Raw genomic sequence first — 20,788 nt, 5'->3', positions numbered from 1 at the left:
GGCGTCCCTATGTTTGCGGGCCAAGCATAACGGCTGCAATCGATAGACGCACGTTATCACTCATTACCTACGGAACCACAGTGACTGCGGCAGGTATTCATGTTCGATTAACTGCTATGCCTCCCGTAGCAGTTGACTCGCCTTGCGAGGCTACGTCCGATTGCGCTGCGATCGTAAATGCAGGGAGCTGCGATGCCTGGCTATACGACGGCTTCGCCGCCGGGCGTAGCCTCGCGGTGCTCGGCAACTGCTACGTAATAGGGGTATCCAACATGCAAAAAGGGCACCCTGAGGTGCCCTTTCTAGTGTTAACGCCGACGTTTATCGATGGAATAAACGAAAGGAGCCACGATTTCGATGCTGCCATTGGTTAGCATTTCTGGCGGCGGCTTGGGCAATGGCTGTGCCCGGCGGATCATTTCCAGGGTGGCCCGGTCCAGATCAGCATTGCCGGAGCGACCTACCAACTCGTAGGACAGCACCTTGCCTTCAGCATCTACCACGAAGCGCAGACGGTTTAGGCCTTCTTTACCCCGCGATTGAGCTGCAGGCGGGTACTTTTTGTACTTGCCCAAGTGGGCCAGCAATGTTCCTTCCCAACTGGCTTTGGCTGCCAGTTGTTGTGGCGACGGGCCTGGCGCGGGTGCCGCCGATTTCTCGCTCGGTGCCTTGGTCGGCGTTGCGTCGCTTGGTTTCTCTTCTGACGGCTTTTCTTTAATCGGATCAGGTTTTTCCACAGGCTTAGGCGGTTGAGGCTTTTGCTTGGGTTTGACCGGTTTCGGAACAGCAATCTTGGGTTTGGGCGCTTCAGCCAGCTTGGGTATCGGCAACTCTTCCACGGGTGCCGGCGGTTGTGGTGGTGTCACCACTTTCGGCGGTGCAGGCGGTGGTGGCGCTGGCATCGGTGCCAGATCAACCATCATGGCTTGCGGTGGAAGTTCGATAGCCCGTGGGTTGGACCATTGCAGGGCAAGAATCACTGCCACTGCATGGACACCCAACACCACGGCCAAGCTGATTGCGTAACGCGTCATCTTTTGGCGCGCTATGGTCATTTCTTGGCTGCCGTCTCTAGTCCGACCAGACCCACCTTCAAGTAACCGGCTGCGCGCAATGCATCCATAACGCTCATCAAGTCACCGTAGTCCACGCCTTTGTCAGCCTGGAAGAAGATCGTCGTGTCTTTGTTGTTGTGAGTCCTGGCATCCAGGGTCGGGCCTAACGCTTCAACTGAAACAGGTTCTTCGCCCAAGTACAGGCGCTGGTCAGCTTTGACGCTGAGGAACACAGGTTTCTCAGGGCGTGGCGCCGGTTTCGCGGTCGAAGCCGGCAGGTCAACCTTAATGTCCACAGTGGCCAGCGGTGCGGCCACCATGAAGATGATTAGCAGCACCAACATCACGTCAATAAAAGGGGTGACGTTGATTTCATGGTTCTCGGCGAGGTCGTCATCGCCTTCTTTTAAATGCAGGCCCATGGCCGATTACCCCACTTTCACCATATGCGGTTGCGAGCTGCGCTCGGGCGGCAGGTGATCAAGGTCACGGCTAACTAGCAGCAACACTTCTGCTGAAGCGTCCGCCACCTGCGCTTTGTAGCCGGTGATGGAGCGGGCGAAAACGTTGTAGATCACTACCGCAGGAATCGCTGCAACCAGACCCAGTGCAGTGGCCAGCAAGGCCTCGGCAATACCCGGTGCAACGACGGCCAGGTTGGTGGTTTGGGTTTTGGCGATGCCGATGAAGGAGTTCATGATGCCCCACACGGTACCGAACAGGCCCACGAACGGTGCTGTGGAACCGATGGTTGCCAGCACGCCGGTGCCGCTGCTCATGTTCCGACCGCAAGCAGCTACCAGGCGCTCAAGACGGAAGCTCACACGTTCCTTGATGCCTTCTTTCTCGCGGCTATTGGCCGAGAGGCGCATCTCTTCGAGGGCATCCTGCACCAGCATGTGCGCCAGCGTGCCTTCTTTGGCCGCGGTTTCGCTGGCTTCTTTAAGGGTGCGGGCTTTTTTCAGATTGGCGATTTCACCGCGCAGGCGACGCTTGGCGCCCAAGACTTCAAAGCCTTTGGCAATCCAGATGGTCCAGGTGATGATCGAGGCAATGGCCAGGCCGATCATGACGATCTTGACGATAATGTCGGCGTTTTTGTACATGCCCCAAGGCGACAGGTCGTGGGCCATGCCCAGGCTGTTGTCTTCTTCTTCGGCCACGACTTGCGAGGCTTCATCGGCTGGAGCACCAGCGCTTTGCGCCAATGCAGGGTCAGTCGCAATCGGTGTTGCCGCAGGAGCCGGGGCCGCAGCCTCGGTGGCAGATGGTACGGCTGGAGCAGCAGGCTCGTCGGCAAATGCCGCAGCAGGTGCCAGCAAGAAGCTGAACATCAGCGCCGCAAGCCCACGCCACAGGCGTGATGGGCTCGAAAGCTGGGTTGGCGAAGCGGTGGGTTGATTGCGTGTCATGCTAGCCGGACCTGAAGAAGGAAAAGAAGAATTGCCCTACAGCGCGTCTTAAGACCCAGGGCAAATGATGCGTTATTATTGCAAGTAATTCTTGTTAACAAAAGCAATTGCACCTGTTTTTTCGAAAGTCACGACCTTGGTCGTGATCATTCACTCCATTTTGTAACACTTCGTTAGGAGTTTTCAGATGCCCAAAGCCTCAGTTTTGATCGTCGGTTGTGGTGATGTCGGGAGTCGTCTGGCCACTCAGTTGCTCGCCAATGACTGGCAGGTTTATGGATTGCGGCGTTCTATCGAGCGCTTGCCCGCAGGCGTCATTGGTGTCGCGGGAGACCTGTTCAACGAGGCGTGCCCGACGCATTGGCCGACAGGCCCGATTGACTATCTGGTGTATTGCACCGCTGCGACGGATCACGACGAGGCCGGGTATCAGGCGGCGTATGTCGAGGGTTTGAAACACACCCTGAGTTGGCTTAAGCAGCATGGGCAGCAGCCTAAACGCCTGTTGTTTGTGTCCAGCAGCGGCGTTTACGTGCAGCAAGATGGCGAATGGGTGGATGAAACCTCGCCTGCGCAGGCCGTGCGTTATTCCGGGCGGATCATGCTTGAAGCCGAACAGGTTGCGTTGCGCAGCGGCATACCTGCCAGCGTGGTGCGGTTGACCGGTATCTACGGGCCGGGCCGGGAATGGATGTTGGGGCAAGTGCGCAAGGGGTATCGGGTCGCTGTCGACCCGCCGCTGTATGGCAACAGGATTCACGCAGATGATGCGGGCGGGCTTTTAGCGTTCTTGCTTGAGGCTGACCGGCACGGCAAAACCCTAGACGACTGTTATATAGGCGTCGATAACGACCCGGCGCCGTTGGCTGAGGTCGTGGGCTGGTTGCGTGAGCGTCTGGGCGTTACGGAGTGGGACGCCGAGGCAAGTGTGAGGCGAGCGGGTAGCAAGCGTTGCAGCAACGCGCGGGCAAAAGCGTTGGGCTGGGAGCCACGTTACCCGAGTTATCGCGAGGGGTATGCAGCCATTTTGGCTGGCTAACACCTCTTGCCCTGCGGGAGCGAGCTTGTCTCGCGATCTTTTAAAAGATCAAAAGATCAAAAGATCGCGAGACAGGGCAAATTCAGTTGTTAGAGCTGCTTTTCTAACAGCCATTCCAGCTTGCCCGGATAAAACTGGGGCATTTCGTCAGGTTTGGCAGAGTCCAGCGCTTGGAAAATTTCAAGCTGTGAGCCATTACGAACAAAGAGGTGTGCAGCGCCGACTTCGTCCTGTTGCAACCACAGGCTGTCGTATTCACCGCTCATCGATGCGCAATCACCCGCCATGCATAAAGCGTAGGCGTTGTGATTCGGCAGGCCGGTGATTTTGCCATCGGGCAAAAAGGTGACTGTGTTGCCTTGCCCGGTACCGCTGACTACGCGCCACTGACCGCCCAGATAGGCCGATTTGAGCGCGTGTTCGAAATTTGTGCCCAAAGGCGCATCGCTGGCCAAGTGTACAGGCGAGCGAGTAAAGGTTTGCTGTGGGTCAGAGTCGGCGGCGGCTTGTATCAACTGGTCGCCATTCAGGCTCAGATGAGTGGCCGAGCTGCCATAAACGTCGACCTGCCATACCCGATTGTTCTCAGGTAGGAGCTTGCCTTCGACCCATTCAAAGCCATTGGTGTAGCTGGCTTTGGCGTTTTTGGTGTCGATTTTCCATTCAAGGTTCGGCCCGTTGGCCAGCAAGGCCTCGCGTAGGTTGCCGCCGTTGGCAGCTTCATCGATTGCAGCCTGGTTAATCCAAACGCCACTGATATCGCGGGGAGCGGGTTCGCTGGCACAGCCACCCAAAAAAACGGCGAGCAGTGACAAAGCTAGCGCTTTGCGCATAGTGGAATCCTTTTAAAGCGGGGGGTGGCGCAGCAGTAAGCCGCTGCGCCGGGAGAGCATTACTCGAGTACGAGAATGGCATCCATCTCTACCTGCGAACCCTTTGGCAGGGCCGCAACGCCGATGGCTGCGCGGGCTGGGTACGGTTGTTCGAAGTACTTGCCCATGATCTCGTTGACCTTGGCAAAGTGGCTGAGGTCGGTCAGGAAAATGTTCAGTTTGACGATGTCTTTGAACGAGCCACCTGCGGCTTCAGCCACCGATTTCAGGTTTTCGAATACCTGAACGGTCTGGGCTTCAAAACCTTCAACCAGTTCCATGGTTTTTGGGTCCAGCGGGATTTGACCGGACATGTAGACGGTATTGCCAGCTTTGATCGCCTGAGAGTAAGTGCCGATTGCAGCAGGTGCTTTATCGCTGGTGATAACAGTCTTGGACATGGGTGACTCCTTGTAATTAGGTGGCTACGCGCGCATTCGAGTGATGCGGATGACCCCGGTAAGAGCGCGCAGTTTTTTGATCACACGAGCCAGGTGCACACGGTCGTGCACGCTGACCACCAGTTGGACCACGCTGATTCGACCATCGCGTTCGTCCATGCTGATTTTTTCGATGTTGCCGTCGGCGGCGTTGACGCTGCTGGCCAGCAGTGCGATCAGGCCGCGCTGGTGTTCCAGCTCGACGCGCAATTCAACGTTGAATTCGCCTGTAACGTCCTTGGCCCATGACAACTGGACGCATTTTTCGGGGTTATGGCGGATTTCACTGATGTTGCGGCAGTTGTCTAAGTGCACAACCATTCCTTTGCCCGCAGACAAGTGGCCGACAATCGGGTCGCCCGGGATCGGCGTACAGCATTTGGCGTAACTGAGCACCAAACCTTCTGTTCCGCGAATCGCCAGTGGGCCTTCAGGGCTCGGCAGTTGCTCGCCCTCACCCAGTAAGCGTCTGGCGACGACGTAGGCCATGCGGTTGCCCAAGCCAATGTCTTCGAGCAGGTCTTCGATCTGCTCCAGGCGGTATTCCTGGAGCATGGCCTGAACTCGCTCGGCTGGGATCTTGTCCAGCGCGCTGTTGAAGCCGTTGAGCACCTTGTTCAGCAAGCGCTCGCCGAGGTTGATCGACTCGGAGCGGCGTTGCAGCTTTAGGGCATGTCGAATGTGTGTACGGGCCTTGCCGGTGACCACGAAGTTGAGCCAGGCCGGGTTCGGGCGCGCGCCGGGGGCACTGACGATCTCGACCGTGGAGCCACTTTGCAGGGGCTCGGACAGCGGAGCGAGACGGCGATTGATGCGGCACGCAATGCAACTGTTGCCGACGTCGGTGTGTACCGCGTAAGCAAAATCGACCGCTGTGGAGCCTTTAGGCAGCTCCATGATGCGGCCTTTAGGCGTGAAGACGTAGACTTCGTCCGGGAACAGGTCGATTTTTACGCTTTCGATAAACTCAAGGGAGTTACCTGCGCGCTGCTGCATTTCCAGCACGCCTTTGACCCATTGCCGCGCCCGAGCGTGAGTGCCCGTGTGCTGCTCGTCGCCACTGGACTTGTACAACCAGTGCGCAGCGATGCCGTTGTTGGCCATTTCTTCCATTTCACGGGTACGGATCTGAATTTCGATCGGTACGCCGTGCATGCCAAACAGCGTGGTATGCAGTGACTGGTAGCCGTTGGCTTTGGGGATGGCGATGTAGTCTTTGAAGCGCCCCGGCAGGGGTTTGTACAAATTATGTACAGCGCCCAATACGCGGTAGCAGGTATCGACCTTGTCGACGATGATCCTGAACGCATACACGTCCATGATCTCGTTGAAGGCCCGACGCTTGCCGCGCATCTTTTTGTAGATGCCGTAGATGTGCTTTTGCCGACCACTCACTTCACCCTGAATGCCATCAATGGCCAGGCAGTGGCTGAGCGATTCTTCAATTTTGTTGACGATTTCTTTGCGATTGCCCCGGGCGCGTTTCACCGCCTGGTAAATGCGCGCGGAGCGCATCGGGTACATCGCCTTGAAGCCGAGGTCTTCGAATTCGATACGAATGCTGTGCATGCCCAGCCGATTGGCAATGGGCGCGTAGATTTCCAGGGTTTCTTTGGCAATCCGCCGGCGCTTTTCGCCGGACAGCACTTCGAGGGTGCGCATGTTGTGTAAGCGGTCAGCCAGCTTCACCAGAATCACACGAATGTCTCGCGCCATGGCCATGGCCATTTTCTGGAAGTTTTCAGCTTGGGCTTCGGCTTTGGTTTCGAAGTTCATCTGGGTCAGCTTGCTGACGCCATCGACCAGTTCGGCCACGGTTTCACCGAACTGCGCCACAAGCGCTTCTTTGGCTATACCGGTGTCTTCGATCACGTCATGCAGCATGGCCGCCATCAGGCTCTGATGGTCCATATGCATGTCGGCAAGGATGTTTGCCACTGCCAGCGGATGCGTGACATAAGGCTCGCCGCTGCGTCGGCGTTGGCCGTCGTGGGCTTGTTCTGCGTAGAAATACGCTCGTCGGACCAGATTGACCTGGTCCGCACTGAGGTAGGCCGACAAGCGATTGGCGAGGGCGTCTATGCTCGGCATGAGGGAGCCTCCTGCCAAAACTGTGAACCCTTCGCCGTACTACGTCGACCGGGCATAGGCTTAGTTCGCCTCGTTGGACTCGTCCTCGAACGCTGCGAACAGCGGTTCGTCTTCGACGATTTCAGCGTTGGCGATAAACTCGTAGCTCATCAGGCCTTCCGCGATTTCACGTAGGGCAACAACGGTAGGCTTGTCGTTTTCCCACTGAACCAGAGGCTCTTTACCGCCGGTGGCCAGTTGACGGGCACGCTTGGTAGACAGCATGACCAGCTCAAAGCGGTTATCCACGTGTTCTAGACAGTCTTCAACGGTTACGCGGGCCATGGTCTTCCTCGTAGCAAATGCAATATGCGCGCTGCCCGGATGGGCGAGCGGACTCAACAGTTTAAAAAATCACCAGCCATTAGGGAAGCGCTGATTTTTCGTGTGCACTACCCAAAGCCTTGTAAGCGCCAATGTAAAGCGCTTGCAGGGGGTTTGGGAAGTGCTGTTTTAGCCGAGCAGTTCGGCCAGTAATTTACCAAAACGCTGCTGTTGGCGTTTTTGCTGAAGGCGGCTTGCATGGAAAATGGCCTTCAAATCATCCAGTGCCAACGCAAAATCGTCGTTGATGATCAGGTAGTCGTAGTCGACGTAGTGGCTCATTTCACTCACGGCTTCGCGCATACGGCCGTCAATAATCTCGGCACTGTCCTGCCCACGATTATCCAGACGATCACGCAAAGCTTGTTGGCTCGGCGGCAAAATGAAGATTGAGCGCGCTTGAGGCATCAGTTTGCGTACCTGCTCGGCACCTTGCCAGTCGATTTCCAGAATCAGGTCGTGACCTTCATCCAGCGTCTGCTGCAAGTAGCTTTGCGACGTGCCATATAGATTGCCAAACACTTCAGCACGCTCAAGAAAATCACCGTGTTCGATCATTTTCACGAACTCTTCGCGCTCCACGAAGTGATAGTGCACGCCGTTCATTTCACCGGGACGCATGGCCCGGGTGGTGTGCGACACCGAGACGCGGATCTGCGGCTCAATATCGATCAGGGCCTTGACCAAGCTGCTTTTTCCCGCACCTGAAGGGGCGGAAATAATGTAAAGGGTGCCAGTGCTGTGGGTCATATTGGGGTGAACCTTACTCAATATTCTGTACTTGTTCGCGCATCTGCTCGATCAACACTTTGAGGTTGACCGCCGCCTGGGTGCTGCGCGGGTCGAATGCCTTGGAGCCGAGGGTGTTGGCCTCTCGGTTAAGTTCTTGCATCAGGAAATCGAGACGCCGACCGGCGGCACCGCCAGACTTGAGCACGCGGCGCACTTCAAGAATGTGCGTGCTGAGGCGGTCAAGCTCTTCAGCCACGTCGCTTTTTTGCGCGAGCATGACCATTTCTTGCTCAAGGCGCTGCGGATCGAGCTCGGCTTTCATATCAGCAAAGCGATCCAGCACCTTTTGCCGCTGGGTAGCGAGCATTTGCGGGACTAGCACGCGTAAGGTCTCGACGTCGCCTTCAATGGCGGTCAAACGTTCGCTGATCAAGCGGGCCAGCTCTGCGCCTTCGCGCTCGCGGCCATTCTTGAGCTCTTGCAGACCTTGTTTGAACAGTGCCAGTGCTTGATTGTTCAAGGCTTGTGGGTCGCTAGCGTCGGCCACCAGAACCCCGGGCCAGGCCAGTACTTCAAGCGGGTTGAGGGCCGCTGGCTGCTTTATAAGGCTGGCGATGGTTTCGGCAGCGGCGACCAATTGCGCGGCGCGTTCGCGGTCAACCTGCAGCGGTTTGCCGGTGGTTTCTTCGGTAAAGCGCAAGGTGCACTCAAGCTTGCCCCGGGAAATACCCTGGCGCAGCGCTTCACGCACTGCACCTTCGAGGTCCCTGAACGATTCGGGCAAACGCAGGTGCGGCTCCAGGTAACGGCTGTTGACCGAGCGCAGCTCCCAGCTCAGGGTGCCCTGAGCGCCGGCGCTCTCGACGCGGGCAAAGGCGGTCATGCTGTGCACCATGGAGGTACCTCGCGATCTGATGAATTAAGCCGATCGGCTATTAAGGCGGCGGATTGTAACGCAGTGCGACCGGCGCGCCCAAATGGCGTCTGTCGCAAAGGTACTTAAGAGTAGGGGACCGGGGATTGCGTTTTAAATGTGCCCTGATCGGCTGTGGCCTTTATAATGCTCGGCAGTTTTCCGTCCCGTACAGGTATCCCACATGAAACGTCCAAGTGGTCGCGTTGCCGATCAGCTGCGCCCGATCCGCATCACCCGCAACTACACCAAACACGCAGAGGGTTCTGTACTGGTCGAGTTTGGTGACACTAAAGTCATCTGCACCGTCAGCGTCGAGAACGGCGTTCCACGTTTCCTTAAAGGTCAAGGCCAAGGCTGGCTGACAGCCGAATACGGCATGCTGCCGCGCGCTACCGGCGAGCGCAACCAGCGTGAAGCCAGCCGTGGCAAGCAAGGCGGCCGCACCCTCGAAATTCAGCGTTTGATCGGCCGCTCGCTGCGCGCCGCACTGGACATGTCCAAGCTGGGCGACATCACTTTGTACGTTGACTGCGACGTGATCCAGGCTGACGGCGGTACGCGTACCGCGTCGATCACCGGCTCAATGGTTGCACTGGTTGATGCGCTAAAAGTGATCAAAAAGCGTGGCGGCCTCAAAGGCGGCGACCCGATCAAGCAAATGATCGCCGCTGTATCGGTGGGTATGTATCAAGGCGTGCCAGTGCTTGACCTGGACTATCCTGAAGATTCGGCAGCCGAAACCGACTTGAACGTTGTCATGACCAGCAGCGGTGGTTTCATCGAAGTTCAGGGCACCGCCGAAGGCGCGCCGTTCCAGCCGGAAGAACTGAACGCCATGCTGGCGCTGGCACAAAAAGGCATGACCGAAATCTTCGCACTGCAACAGGCCGCTTTGGTTGACTGATCGACGGGAGAACGCCATGACTGAGTCAGACCTTTCAACCCCCAAGCCGAGCCGTGAAGCTCGTCAATGGGCGATGTTCTGTCACTTTGCGGCGTTTCTGGGGATGTGGTTTCCGTTTGGTAACCTGATTGGGCCGCTGATCATTTGGCAGCTTAAGCGCGAGAGCGATCCCTTTATCGACGAACAGGGCAAGGAGTCGCTTAACTTTCAGATCACCGTGGCGATTGCTTCGGCCATTTGCTACGTGCTGATGTTTGTACTGATTGGCTTCGTCTTGCTCGGCCTGCTCTTTATCGGCGCCGTGGTGCTGGTGGTGATTGCCGGGGTCAAAGCCAATGACGGGGTGGCCTACCGCTACCCCTTCACTTGGCGGCCAATCAAGTAAGCCACAGACTGGCCTCGCGATTTTTTAAACGATCAAAAGATCGTGAGGCAAGCTAGCTCCACAGGGTTGGTCAGGCGGCTGTCACGCCGTAGCGGGCTGCGGGTTCACGGCGAGAAAGGTTGGGGACCAGCGCTTTGCGCGCCGCATCAAAGGCCGCCCAATCCGCGCTGTCCGGCAAAGACGGCACGGTCACAGGCTCACCTTGGGCCAAGCCTGCCAACGCGGCATCGACTAGATTTTCTGTGGTCATGACCATCGTCTTCGGTAAGGCATTCACCGATAAGCCGGCCACCTCAAAAAAACCGGTTGCCGTCGCACCCGGCAGAACGACTTGTACGTTTACCCCTTTATCACTGAGTTCATGCTGCAGCGATTCACTGAAGGCCAGCACGTACGCTTTGGTGCCGCCGTATACGCCATTCAATAAGGTTGGCGCCACGGCAACGACTGAGGCGATATTGATGATCGTGCCGCGCCCCTGTTCAACGAAGTTGCCGGCGGCGGCTTTTGCCAGACGCGTCAGCGCCAGCACGTTGAGCAAAATCATCGCGTCCATTGCTTCAGCAGAAGACTCCAGCAACGTGGCCCCCGCCCCCACACCCGCGTTGTTAACCAACAGGCTGATGCGCTTGTCGTCTTGCAAAAGGGCGGCGACACGCGCCAAATCATGCGGCTGGTTAAGGTCAGCGACCACCACCTGAACATCGCGCCGGGTTTGCGAGATCAACCGGGCTGCCAAACCTTCCAGACGCTGCTCGTTACGGGCTACTAGAATCAGGTCATAGCCTTGCTGCGCCAAACGATCGGCATACACCGCACCAATCCCCGAGGAAGCGCCCGTAATCAGCGCATAGCCTTTGTGTTCACTCATAACGCTTGCTCCAAAATGGCCGTGTAAGGAGTCGGCCTTGTTAGGATTCAGGTTATGAGCCTATGGTGCTGGCTTCAACGCCATATATCCCACCTTTCAGGACATGCTCATGGTCACCATCGGTATTCTCCTCTCGCCTGGCTTTCAGATGCTTTGCCTGTCCAACAGCACTGTCTTTGAGTTTGCCAACCTGTTTAGCGGGCAATCGTTCTATCGAGTGGATTTGATCTCTGAGCATGGCGGCTTGGTACCAAGCTCCATGGGGTTTAGCGTCGAGACGCAAGCATTTGGGCAGCGCAGCTACGACACGGTGCTGGTGCTGGGCGATAACGAATTGATAAAGCCCACGCCGGGGTTGATCCCTTTTTTGCAGAGCGCCCTGACCACGTCGCGCCGCCTGGCCTCAGCCTGTACCGGGTCATTTCTGCTGGCTGCCGCAGGTTTGCTGGATGGCCGCAAAGCAACCACGCATTGGTTTCACGCCCGCACCTTTCGCGAGGCTTTTCCCAGGGTTAAGTTGGAAGAAGACTGCATCTTCACGGTAGACGGCAAGCTGTGGACCAGCGCGGGCATGACGGCCAGTATTGATTTGGCATTGGCCTTAGTTGAGCAGGATTTGGGCGTGGAAGTGGCGCGCGCTGTAGCCAGAAAACTGGTGGTCTACCATCGCCGTGCGGGTGGGCAATCGCAGTTCTCCGCCTTATTGGAACTTGCGCCAAAGTCTGACCGCGTGCAAACAGCGCTGGCCTACGCCAAGGAGCACTTGCGCGAAGAGTTGTCAGTCGAGCAATTGGCCGAGGTCGCCCATTTGAGCCCTCGCCAATTCAGTCGTTTATTTCGCACCGAGACGGGCCAGTCCCCGGCCAAAGCCATCGAAAACCTGCGCCTTGAGGTGGCTCGCATGATGCTTGAATCGGGTGCCCACAGCATCGACAGCGTGGCGCGCGAGAGCGGCTTCGGCGACCCGGAGCGCATGCGTCGAGCCTTCATACGCGCCTTTGGCCAGCCACCCCAAATGCTGCGCCGGGCACTGCATTTGCAGGCTTAGCCGCCGCAAAAAAAATGCCCGTATCGTGGGATACGGGCATTTTTTATAACTACGAAAAAACACTTAGATAGTCAGTGTCCAGTCGTAGTCCACGATCAACGGCGCATGTTGCGAGAAACGTGGCTGACGCGGCAAGCGAGCGCTGCGTACAAAGCGGCGCAAGCCCGGGGTCAACAATTGGTAGTCGAAACGCCAGCCCAGATTCAGCATCTCGGCCTGTTCGTTGTCCGGCCACCAGCTGTACTGATCGCCCTCACGACTAACTTCACGCAGGGCATCGACATAGCCCATGCTGCCGACGATCTCATCCATCCAGGCCCGCTCAGGCGCCAGGAAACCAGGAGATTGCTGGCTGTCACGCCAGTTTTTAATGTCGAGTTTTTGCTGCGCCACATACAAAGAGCCGCAGTAAATGTACTCGCGACGCTTGCGACGCTGCTTATCCAGGTAGCGTGCAAAATCGTCCATTAGCTTGAACTTCTGGTTCAAGTCTTCATCGCCATTCTGCCCCGAAGGGAGCAGTAAGGTCGCGATGCTTACCTTATCGAAATCGGCTTGCAGGTAGCGCCCGTAGCGATCGGCCGTCTCGAAGCCCAGCCCAGTGATGACTGCTTTCGGTTGCAACCGCGAGTACAAAGCCACGCCGCCTTGGGCAGGGACTTCAGCTTCGCAGGCATAAAGAAAGTAGCCATCCAGCTGGTAGGCTGGATCGTCCAGTTCAAAGGCGGAGGCGCGGGTGTCCTGCAGGCAGATAACGTCGGCATTCTGAGCTTGCAGCCAACTGAGCAAACCGCGCTCGACTGCCGTCTGAATACCATTGACGTTCACACTGATGATCCGCATAAATGGCCCCAAAAATCACGTGCGTGTATGATACACGCCGTCTTACTATTTAGCTAAATCCGTGGTATCTGGGGCCTTTTTCATGCAAGCGTATCAGCGCGACTTCATCCGTTTTGCCATCGATCGCGGCGTTTTGCGCTTCGGTGAGTTCACCCTGAAGTCCGGGCGTACAAGTCCTTACTTCTTCAATGCCGGTCTGTTCAACACAGGCTCTGCGCTGGCTCAGTTGGGGCGTTTCTACGCTGCCGCCATCGTCGACAGCGGCATTCCTTTCGACGTGCTGTTTGGCCCTGCTTACAAAGGTATTCCTTTGGCCGCGACCACAGCTGTTGCGCTGGCTGAACACCATGAGCGCGATGTGCCGTGGTGCTTTAACCGCAAAGAAGCCAAGGCTCACGGCGAAGGTGGCAGCCTGGTGGGTTCGCCACTCGAAGGTGAGATTTTGATCATCGACGACGTGATCACTGCTGGCACGGCCATCCGTGAAGTCATGCAGATCATTCAGGCCCAGAGCGCAAAAGCTGCAGGCGTGCTGATTGCCTTGAACCGCCAAGAGCGCGGCAATGGCGAGCTGTCGGCTATTCAAGAAGTGGAGCGCGATTTCGGTATTCCGGTGGTCAGCATCGTGTCCTTGAACCAAGTACTGCAATTCTTGGCCGAAGACGACACGCTAAAGCAGTACCTGCCTGCCGTTGAAGCCTATCGGGCGCAATACGGGATTTAACACCCCGTAAAGAAGGCCTAAAAAAAAGATCCCGCCCGGAAGCTCCGGGCGGGATCTTTTTTTGGAGTCGGCTTAAGCAGCCGGTTTGCTGTTGGTAATCAGCGTGCCGACACCGGTGTCCGTGAAGATTTCGAGCAGCACAGCGTTCGGCACACGTCCGTCGACAATATGCGCAGTGGTCACGCCACCTTGCACGGCCTCGAGTGCGCAACGAATTTTCGGCAGCATGCCGCCGTAAATAGTGCCGTCTTCAATCAGCGCGTCGACCTGTGCCGTGGTCAGACCGGTCAGCACCTTGCCCTGTTTGTCCATCAACCCGGCAATGTTGGTCAGCAGCATCAGCTTTTCGGCTTTCAGCGCTTCAGCCACTTTACCCGCCACAAAATCAGCGTTGATGTTGTACGACTCACCATTCGGGCCTACACCAATCGGCGCGATGACCGGGATGAAGTCGCCTTTGGTCAACATGTTCAACAGATCAGTGTTGATGCCGGTGACTTCGCCCACATGACCGAAGTCGATGATTTCCGGTGTGGTCATTTCAGGCGTCTGGCGTGTGACAACCATTTTCTTGGCCCGGATCAGCGCGGCATCTTTACCGGTCAGGCCGATAGCGCTGCCGCCGTGGCGGTTGATCAGGTTGACGATTTCTTTGTTCACATGGCCGCCGAGCACCATCTCAACCACGTCCATGGTTTGCGAGTCGGTCACACGCATGCCGTCGATAAAATGACTCTCGATGGACAAACGCTTGAGTAGATCGCCGATTTGCGGGCCGCCACCGTGTACCACGACCGGGTGGATACCCACCGCCTTCATCAACACGATGTCGCGCGCAAAACCGGTTTTCAGGTCATCATTTTCCATCGCGTTGCCGCCGTACTTGATGACCAGCGTCTTGCCGACATAGCGGCGAATGTAGGGCAGCGCTTCGGACAAAACCTTGGCGACGTTAGAGGCGGCATCACGTTCGAGGGTCATTCAGGGCTCCGGTAAAACAAGTCGATCAAAACGGTAGTTGGAGATCAGGTGCCACACGCTTGAGTTGAGCGTGGAAGACATCCTTGATGCGTTGCAGTTCGGCCTCGGTGTCAGCCTCGAATCGCAGCACCAGCACCGGTGTGGTGTTGGATGCGCGAACTAGGCCCCAGCCATGTGGATAGTCGACGCGCACGCCGTCAATCGACGTCAGCTCGGCGGTCTCACCCCATTGGGCGTCGTGCAGAGCGTCAATGATGCTGAATTTGCTCTCATCCGTCACATCGATATTGATCTCTGGCGTAGAAATATCGTTCGGGAAGGTCTCAAACAGCTCTTCAGCAGTTTGCTGCTGCTTGCTGAGGATTTCCAGCAGGCGTGCAGCGCTGTAAATGCCGTCATCAAAACCGAACCAGCGCTCTTTGAAAAAGATATGCCCGCTCATTTCACCGGCCAGCAAGGCACCGGTTTCTTTCATTTTCTTCTTGATTAACGAATGACCGGTCTTCCACATCAATGGGCGGCCACCGTATTCCTTGATCAGTGGGGTCAGGCGGCGGGTGCACTTCACATCGAAGATGATCTCGGCGGCCGGGTTGCGCACCAGTACGTCCTGGGCGAACAGCATCAGCAAGCGGTCCGGGAATACCATGGTGCCGGTGTTGGTTACCACGCCTACGCGGTCGCCGTCGCCGTCGAAAGCCAGGCCCAGGTCGGCGTTGGTTTCTTTGACCTTGGCGATCAGGTCTACCAGGTTTTCAGGTTTGCCCGGATCCGGGTGGTGGTTCGGGAAGTTGCCATCCACCTCGCAGAACAACGGAATCACCTCACAACCCAGTGCTTCAAGCAGTTGCGGTGCAATCACACCGGCAGCGCCGTTACCGCAGTCGACCACTACCTTGAGCTTCTTGGCCAGGGTGATGTCTTTGATAATTTCATCGGCGTAGCGCGACAAAATATCAACGCGCTCGATGCTGCCTTCGCCCCACGTCAGGTCATTGGTTTTGAGGCGCGTGTGCAGCGCCTGAATCTGCTCGTTGGCCAGGGTGTCACCGGCGATCACGATTTTGAAACCGTTGTAGTTCGACGGGTTATGGCTACCGGTGAGCATCACGCCCGACTTGCCCGCCAACACGTTGGCTGCGTAATACAGCGCAGGGGTTGGCACCAAGCCCACATCGCTGACCTGACAACCGCTGTCGGCAACGCCTTGGATCAAGCGCTCAACCAGCGCCGGGCCTGACAAACGGCCGTCGCGGCCCACCGATACATGGGGCTCGCCCTTGGCCAGGCTTTCGGAGCCAATGGCGCGGCCAATCCAGTAAGCGGTTTCAGCGGTCAAGGTTTCCGGCACAACGCCGCGAATGTCATAGGCGCGAAAAATGGTGTCAGGGAATTTGGGTGCGACCGAAGCTGGGCTGCTCATTACAGGGGGGACTCCACTCTCAAGGATTTTAGGGGACGGGCTGACGCGGTCACGCACACGAAAATTGACGTTGGCCTAGGGCAAACAATCACCGATCGAGGGGCTGCGGTCGAGTACAAATTGAGCGTTTGGACGGTATTTAGACGTGCGAGTTCGTGAGGCCAACTGGCATCAGCGAACATACGGCGTAAGGCCGCTATCGGTTTAGACGAAGAAAGGGGTAGAAACATTTGCGCGAGCTTCATCCTGAATTACCACGCTAACGGTTTAGGTCAGGCAGGGCGCCTGACCTGATGCTGCCAATCAGAGACTGCCGGAGTGACCGAAACCACCAGCGCCACGCTGGCTTTCGTCGAACGTTTCAACCAGCTCAAAGTGCGCTTGCACCACGGGTACCAGCACCAACTGAGCAATGCGCTCGCCGATGGTGATGTTGAATGCGGTTTGGCCACGGTTCCAGCACGACACCATCAACTCGCCCTGGTAATCGGAGTCGATCAGGCCGACCAGATTGCCCAGCACGATCCCGTGCTTATGGCCCAGGCCCGAACGCGGCAGGATCAGTGCGGCAAGGCCCGGATCGCCGATGTACACCGACAGACCGGTCGGGATCAGCACGGTTTGGCCTGGCTCAAGAACGGTGTCTTCTTTCAGCATGGCGCGCAGGTCAAGGCCCGCGGAGCCGGGTGTGGCGTATTGCGGCAGCGGGAATTCGCTGCCAATGCGTGGATCAAGGATTTTGGCTTGCAAAGCGTGCATACGAGTTAAACCTGGTTCAGACGTTCGGCGATAAAAGTGATCAACTGGCGGGCAATCTTGCCCTTGCTGGTCTGGGCAAATACGGTGGCGTGCAGGTCGCGGTCAATCACGCTGCACGCATTCTCTTCGCTGTTGAAACCGATGCTGGGGTTAGCCACATCGTTGGCCACAATCAGGTCGAGGTTTTTATCTTTGAGTTTGCGCGCCGCGTAATCGAGCAAGTGCTCGGTCTCTGCGGCAAAGCCGACACTAAAAGGACGGTCTGGGCGCGTAGCAATGGTGGCCAGAATGTCTGGGTTACGGACCATTTGTAGCAACAAGCCGTCTCCCTTGGTCGGGTCTTTCTTGAGCTTTTGTGGCGCAACGACTTCCGGGCGGTAATCCGCAACCGCTGCCGAAGCAATAAAGATGTCACACGGAATCGCCGCTTCACACGCGGCGAGCATGTCGCGGGCGCTGACCACGTCGATACGGCTTACACGGTCTGGCGTCGGCAAATGCACGGGGCCGGTAATCAAGGTCACACGGGCGCCCGCTTCAACCGCCGCTTCGGCCAGAGCAAAGCCCATTTTCCCGGAACTGTGGTTGGTGATGTAGCGCACCGGGTCGATGTTTTCTTGGGTCGGCCCCGCGGTGATTAGCACGTGTTTGCCGGTCAATACCTGACGCTGGAAACACTCGGCAGCACACTGCACCAAATCATTGGCTTCGAGCATGCGACCCAAGCCCACGTCGCCACAGGCCTGGCTGCCGGAGGCCGGGCCAAAGACCTTGAGGCCACGGCTTTCGAGTAATTGTGTGTTGGCTTGAGTGGCCGGGTCCCGCCACATGGCCTGGTTCATGGCGGGCGCAATGGCGACCGTCGCGTCCGTGGCCAACACCAGCGTGGTCAGCAAATCATTAGCCAGGCCTTGGGCTAGGCGGGCGATCAAGTCAGCGGTCGCAGGTGCAATCAGCACCAGGTCGGCCCACTTGGCCAGCTCAATGTGGCCCATGGCCGCTTCGGCTGCCGGGTCGAGCAAATCCAGATGAACGGGGTGCCCCGACAACGCTTGCATGGTCAGAGGGGTGATGAACTCACTGCCGCCCCGAGTCATGACAACGCGTACTTCAGCGCCTTGGTCCAGCAGACGGCGAACCAGCTCTGCACTCTTATAAGCAGCAATGCCGCCGCCGACGCCCAAAACAATGCGTTTTCGATACAGCCGCTGCATAGGCCTGCCTTCTAGTTCGATGATGACTGCGCGGAAAATGGCCAAATGCCACGCAAAAATGATGGGCTAAGATAACACAGCGCTTGCTACGGAACAGCGGCGCACCCACACACGGAGGTGTTATGAGTATCAGAGATTGGCCCGCGGCCGAGCGACCGCGCGAGAAACTTTTAGAGCAGGGATCGGCCAGTCTTTCAGATGCCGAGCTGTTGGCGATCTTCCTGCGCACGGGCGTTTCAGGCAAGAGTGCCGTCGATTTGGCGCGGCATTTACTGGCTGAGTTCGGGAGCCTTAGGGCCTTGTTGGAAGCCGATTTGAATGCGTTTTGCGGCCAACTCGGACTGGGCCCTGCCAAGTTCAGTCAACTGCAAGCGGTGCTAGAAATGGGGCGCCGTCACTTGGCCGAGCGTTTGCGTCGAGACTCCGCGCTAGAGAGCCCGCAAGCGGTTCGCGACTATCTGAAATCGCTGCTGCGCCACGAGCCGCACGAGGTGTTTGGTTGCCTTTTTATGGACTCCAAACATCGAATGCTGGCCTTTGAAGTGCTGTTCCGGGGCTCTATCGACAGCGCCAGTGTTTACCCTCGGCAAGTGGTCAAGCGCGCCCTCGCGCACAACGCCGCCGCAGTTATTTTTTGTCACAACCATCCTTCAGGCATTACTGAACCCAGCCAGGCCGACCGCACCCTGACCCAGCGCCTCATCGAGGCGCTGGACTTGATAGAAGTGCGGGTGCTGGATCACTTTATCGTGGGTGATGGCGAACCACTGTCAATGGTCGAATACGGCTGGATGTGACGCTTAAGGCTTAACGCTGACCGTCGAAAAATCCTGGCGTCCAAACGGGCTTACCTGATAACCCTGTACGTCTTTACCGGTCAGTGCGTAGGCCGTTGGATGAGCCAGAGGTAGCCACAACGCCTGCTGCTGAATCAACTCTTGAGCTTTTTGATACAGCGCGCTGCGTTTGTTTTGATCGGTGATGGTCTTGCCTTGGCTTATCAGGCTGTCGAGGGTCTTGTCGCAGTAACGCGCAAAGTTGGTCCCGGATTTAACCGCCGCGCACGAAAACTGCGGGGTGAGGAAGTTGTCCGGGTCGCCGTTATCCCCTGCCCAGCCCATAAACAGCAGGTCGTGCTCGCCCGCTTTGGCGCGACGAATCAACTCGCCCCACTCAATCACCCTAATCTCGGCCTGTACCCCGATCTTCGCCAAGTCAGCTTGTAGCAATTGTGCGCCCAAGCTTGGATTTGGGTTCAGCACGCTGCCCGTGGGCCGCGTCCAAATGGTGGTTTTAAAGCCGTCTTTTAGGCCAGCCTTGGCCAGCAGTTCGCGGGCTTTTTGCGGGTCGTGGGCATAGCCTGGCAAATCTTTGGCGTAACCCCAAGTGTTGGCTGGGTAAATACCGTTGGCGGGCTGTGCGCTGTTTTCAAACACGGCCTTGAGGTAAGTGTCTTTGTCGAAGGCCAGATTGATCGCCTGACGCACCTCTGGCTTGTCCAGCGGCGGGTGTTGAGAGTTGATCGCTACAAATGCGGTCATAAAGGCTGGGGTTTGAGCGACCTTAAGCGTCGAGTCCTTGAGCGCCGCATCGACGTCCAGCGGCTTGGGTGAAAGCGCGATCTGGCATTCGTTGCGACGCAGCTTTTGCAGGCGCACGTTGGCGTCAGGGGTGATGGCAAAAATCAGCCCGTCAACGTTCGGCTTGCCCGCGAAGTAGTCCGGGTTGGCCTTGTAGCGCACTACGGCGTCTTTCTGGAAGCGTGTGAAGACAAAGGGGCCGGTGCCGATCGGCTGGCTGTTCATCAGCTCGGGTGTGCCGGCCTTGAGCAGTTTGTCGGCATACTCAGCTGAATAGATTGACGCAAAGCCCATGCTCAACGCGGGCAGGAACGTTGAGTCCGGGTGGCTGAGGGTGAAACGTACTGTCAGCGGGTCGGGGGTTTCGATTTTTTTGATCAGTTCGGGCAGTTGCAGAGACTGCGCATGTGGGAAGCCGCTTTGCGCAACCTTGTGCCACGGGTTGGCCGGGTCAAGCATGCGCTCGAAGCTGAAACGCACGTCATCGGCGTTTAATTCACGGCTGGGCGCGAAGTACGGGGTACTGTGAAACTTGACCCCAGGGCGCAATTTGAAATCGTACACAAGGCCGTCAGGTGACACTGACCAGCTTTGCGCCAAGCTAGGCACCAGCTTGGCGGTTTGGGCGTCAAAGTCCACCAAGCGATTCATCAGCACATCAGCCGAGGCATTAGTGGTGGTGAGCGAGTTGTACTGCACTACATCGAACCCTTCAGGGCTTGCCTCGGTGCACACACTCAAGGTGGCCGCTTGAACCAGCGGGCTTAGGCACAAAGTGAGCAAAAAGGGGGCAGCAGCGAGGCGCATATTCTGTGTCCTTTGCAAGTCGTTGGCCCATCTGCAAGTGCAGTCTGGAAAAGTCCTACCCTAGTGATCTACTGGCCAAATGACCACTTTTTAATAACACCCCATCCCCTATAGTCGCTGCCGAAGGCTGCGAAGGGTTGCGTAGCAACCCGTTTTTTGAAGCCTCTGCGGTCTTTTAGAGGTCCTTTGGAGTTTATCGCAGCCTGCGGCAGCGACTACAAGGACAAGTGGGTCGATCTAAATCGCACTGAAACCTTTCATCTCGCGACGAGCGGTTGAACCCCTTCGGGCATAGGCTTTCACGCGGTTTGTCGTTAGAATGCCGCCTT

21 protein-coding genes and 1 pseudogene are annotated in these 20,788 nt (G+C 57.2%); 6 read left to right on the top strand and 16 right to left on the bottom strand.

Annotation, left to right across the window (positions count from 1 at the left end; genetic code table 11):
• Nucleotides 1-308 precede the first annotated feature (308 nt).
• Genes B347_RS0113900 through exbB form a run of 3 tightly spaced genes read right to left on the bottom strand, consistent with a single transcriptional unit; the run spans nucleotide 309 to nucleotide 2,467 of the window.
• On the bottom strand, nucleotides 309-1,055 hold the full coding sequence (locus tag B347_RS0113900; protein WP_019410301.1) for a TonB family protein: 747 nt from the start codon (nucleotides 1,053-1,055) through the stop codon (nucleotides 309-311).
• Nucleotides 1,052-1,477 carry a TonB system transport protein ExbD gene (gene exbD / locus B347_RS0113895; protein ID WP_019410300.1) on the bottom strand — a complete coding sequence of 142 codons (426 nt, stop codon included), beginning with the start codon at nucleotides 1,475-1,477 and terminating at the stop codon, nucleotides 1,052-1,054. Before exbD ends, B347_RS0113900 begins: the two co-directional genes overlap by 4 nt.
• A gap of 6 nt (nucleotides 1,478-1,483) precedes the next feature.
• Nucleotides 1,484-2,467 (bottom strand): tonB-system energizer ExbB, encoded by a 984-nt coding sequence (gene exbB, locus B347_RS0113890; RefSeq protein WP_019410299.1) that lies wholly within the window; start codon nucleotides 2,465-2,467, stop codon nucleotides 1,484-1,486.
• Between the two features lie 187 nt (nucleotides 2,468-2,654).
• Here exbB and B347_RS0113885 point away from each other — a divergent pair, with 187 nt between their 5' ends.
• Entirely contained in the window at nucleotides 2,655-3,506 is an 852-nt protein-coding gene (locus tag B347_RS0113885) for an SDR family oxidoreductase (RefSeq protein ID WP_019410298.1), read from the top strand.
• Nucleotides 3,507-3,595: 89 nt separating this feature from the next.
• Here B347_RS0113885 and B347_RS0113880 read toward each other — a convergent pair whose 3' ends face one another.
• The 6 genes from B347_RS0113880 to B347_RS0113855 all read right to left on the bottom strand — a co-directional run bounded on the left by B347_RS0113880 (nucleotide 3,596) and on the right by B347_RS0113855 (nucleotide 8,899).
• On the bottom strand, nucleotides 3,596-4,339 hold the full coding sequence (locus B347_RS0113880; RefSeq protein ID WP_019410297.1) for a hypothetical protein: 744 nt from the start codon (nucleotides 4,337-4,339) through the stop codon (nucleotides 3,596-3,598).
• Nucleotides 4,340-4,398: 59 nt separating this feature from the next.
• Entirely contained in the window at nucleotides 4,399-4,779 is a 381-nt protein-coding gene (locus tag B347_RS0113875) for a RidA family protein (protein WP_019410296.1), read from the bottom strand.
• Nucleotides 4,780-4,803: 24 nt separating this feature from the next.
• Nucleotides 4,804-6,909 carry a bifunctional GTP diphosphokinase/guanosine-3',5'-bis pyrophosphate 3'-pyrophosphohydrolase gene (spoT, locus tag B347_RS0113870; protein WP_019410295.1) on the bottom strand — a complete coding sequence of 702 codons (2,106 nt, stop codon included), beginning with the start codon at nucleotides 6,907-6,909 and terminating at the stop codon, nucleotides 4,804-4,806.
• Between the two features lie 60 nt (nucleotides 6,910-6,969).
• The gene (gene rpoZ / locus B347_RS0113865; protein ID WP_016782707.1) at nucleotides 6,970-7,233 is read right to left on the bottom strand and encodes a DNA-directed RNA polymerase subunit omega; all 264 of its coding nucleotides are present in this window, start codon (nucleotides 7,231-7,233) and stop codon (nucleotides 6,970-6,972) included.
• A 168-nt stretch (nucleotides 7,234-7,401) separates the two neighbouring features.
• Nucleotides 7,402-8,022 (bottom strand): guanylate kinase, encoded by a 621-nt coding sequence (gmk, locus tag B347_RS0113860; RefSeq protein WP_019410294.1) that lies wholly within the window; start codon nucleotides 8,020-8,022, stop codon nucleotides 7,402-7,404.
• A gap of 13 nt (nucleotides 8,023-8,035) precedes the next feature.
• A complete protein-coding gene (locus tag B347_RS0113855) occupies nucleotides 8,036-8,899 on the bottom strand; it encodes a YicC/YloC family endoribonuclease (RefSeq protein ID WP_026014188.1) in 864 nt (287 codons plus the stop codon).
• Between the two features lie 202 nt (nucleotides 8,900-9,101).
• Here B347_RS0113855 and rph point away from each other — a divergent pair, with 202 nt between their 5' ends.
• Nucleotides 9,102-9,824, top strand: coding sequence for a ribonuclease PH (gene rph / locus B347_RS0113850; RefSeq protein ID WP_019410292.1), 723 nt, complete (start codon nucleotides 9,102-9,104; stop codon nucleotides 9,822-9,824).
• Nucleotides 9,825-9,840: 16 nt separating this feature from the next.
• A complete protein-coding gene (locus B347_RS0113845) occupies nucleotides 9,841-10,209 on the top strand; it encodes a DUF4870 domain-containing protein (protein ID WP_019410291.1) in 369 nt (122 codons plus the stop codon).
• Between the two features lie 70 nt (nucleotides 10,210-10,279).
• Here the strand turns inward: B347_RS0113845 and B347_RS0113840 are convergent, their stop codons facing one another.
• Entirely contained in the window at nucleotides 10,280-11,080 is an 801-nt protein-coding gene (locus B347_RS0113840; protein WP_019410290.1) for an SDR family NAD(P)-dependent oxidoreductase, read from the bottom strand.
• A gap of 109 nt (nucleotides 11,081-11,189) precedes the next feature.
• Between B347_RS0113840 and B347_RS0113835 the strand changes: the two genes are divergently transcribed.
• Nucleotides 11,190-12,128 carry a GlxA family transcriptional regulator gene (locus tag B347_RS0113835; protein WP_019410289.1) on the top strand — a complete coding sequence of 313 codons (939 nt, stop codon included), beginning with the start codon at nucleotides 11,190-11,192 and terminating at the stop codon, nucleotides 12,126-12,128.
• A 63-nt stretch (nucleotides 12,129-12,191) separates the two neighbouring features.
• Here B347_RS0113835 and B347_RS0113830 read toward each other — a convergent pair whose 3' ends face one another.
• The gene (locus B347_RS0113830) at nucleotides 12,192-12,971 is read right to left on the bottom strand and encodes an exodeoxyribonuclease III (RefSeq protein ID WP_019410288.1); all 780 of its coding nucleotides are present in this window, start codon (nucleotides 12,969-12,971) and stop codon (nucleotides 12,192-12,194) included.
• 82 nt (nucleotides 12,972-13,053) lie between these two features.
• Between B347_RS0113830 and pyrE the strand changes: the two genes are divergently transcribed.
• A complete protein-coding gene (gene pyrE / locus B347_RS0113825; RefSeq protein ID WP_019410287.1) occupies nucleotides 13,054-13,695 on the top strand; it encodes an orotate phosphoribosyltransferase in 642 nt (213 codons plus the stop codon).
• Between the two features lie 72 nt (nucleotides 13,696-13,767).
• On the opposite strand, the gene argB is transcribed toward pyrE, so the two are convergent.
• The 4 genes and pseudogenes from argB to coaBC form a co-directional block, all read right to left on the bottom strand.
• Nucleotides 13,768-14,676 carry an acetylglutamate kinase gene (gene argB / locus B347_RS0113820; protein WP_019410286.1) on the bottom strand — a complete coding sequence of 303 codons (909 nt, stop codon included), beginning with the start codon at nucleotides 14,674-14,676 and terminating at the stop codon, nucleotides 13,768-13,770.
• Between the two features lie 25 nt (nucleotides 14,677-14,701).
• Nucleotides 14,702-16,078, bottom strand: a pseudogene (locus B347_RS0113815) (phosphomannomutase/phosphoglucomutase); the annotation flags it as partial.
• 324 nt (nucleotides 16,079-16,402) lie between these two features.
• Entirely contained in the window at nucleotides 16,403-16,858 is a 456-nt protein-coding gene (gene dut / locus B347_RS0113810; protein ID WP_019410284.1) for a dUTP diphosphatase, read from the bottom strand.
• A 5-nt stretch (nucleotides 16,859-16,863) separates the two neighbouring features.
• Nucleotides 16,864-18,072, bottom strand: coding sequence for a bifunctional phosphopantothenoylcysteine decarboxylase/phosphopantothenate--cysteine ligase CoaBC (gene coaBC, locus B347_RS0113805; protein WP_019410283.1), 1,209 nt, complete (start codon nucleotides 18,070-18,072; stop codon nucleotides 16,864-16,866).
• 122 nt (nucleotides 18,073-18,194) lie between these two features.
• Here coaBC and radC point away from each other — a divergent pair, with 122 nt between their 5' ends.
• Nucleotides 18,195-18,869, top strand: coding sequence for a RadC family protein (gene radC / locus B347_RS0113800; RefSeq protein WP_019410282.1), 675 nt, complete (start codon nucleotides 18,195-18,197; stop codon nucleotides 18,867-18,869).
• A gap of 3 nt (nucleotides 18,870-18,872) precedes the next feature.
• Here the strand turns inward: radC and B347_RS0113795 are convergent, their stop codons facing one another.
• Nucleotides 18,873-20,459 carry an ABC transporter substrate-binding protein gene (locus B347_RS0113795; protein WP_019410281.1) on the bottom strand — a complete coding sequence of 529 codons (1,587 nt, stop codon included), beginning with the start codon at nucleotides 20,457-20,459 and terminating at the stop codon, nucleotides 18,873-18,875.
• Nucleotides 20,460-20,788 lie beyond the last annotated feature (329 nt).

This window comes from Pseudomonas psychrophila HA-4, assembly GCF_000282975.1.
Classification (GTDB): domain Bacteria; phylum Pseudomonadota; class Gammaproteobacteria; order Pseudomonadales; family Pseudomonadaceae; genus Aquipseudomonas; species Aquipseudomonas psychrophila_A.
Note: the sequence above shows the minus strand (reverse complement) of the source record. Positions and strands in the feature narration are given on the sequence as shown.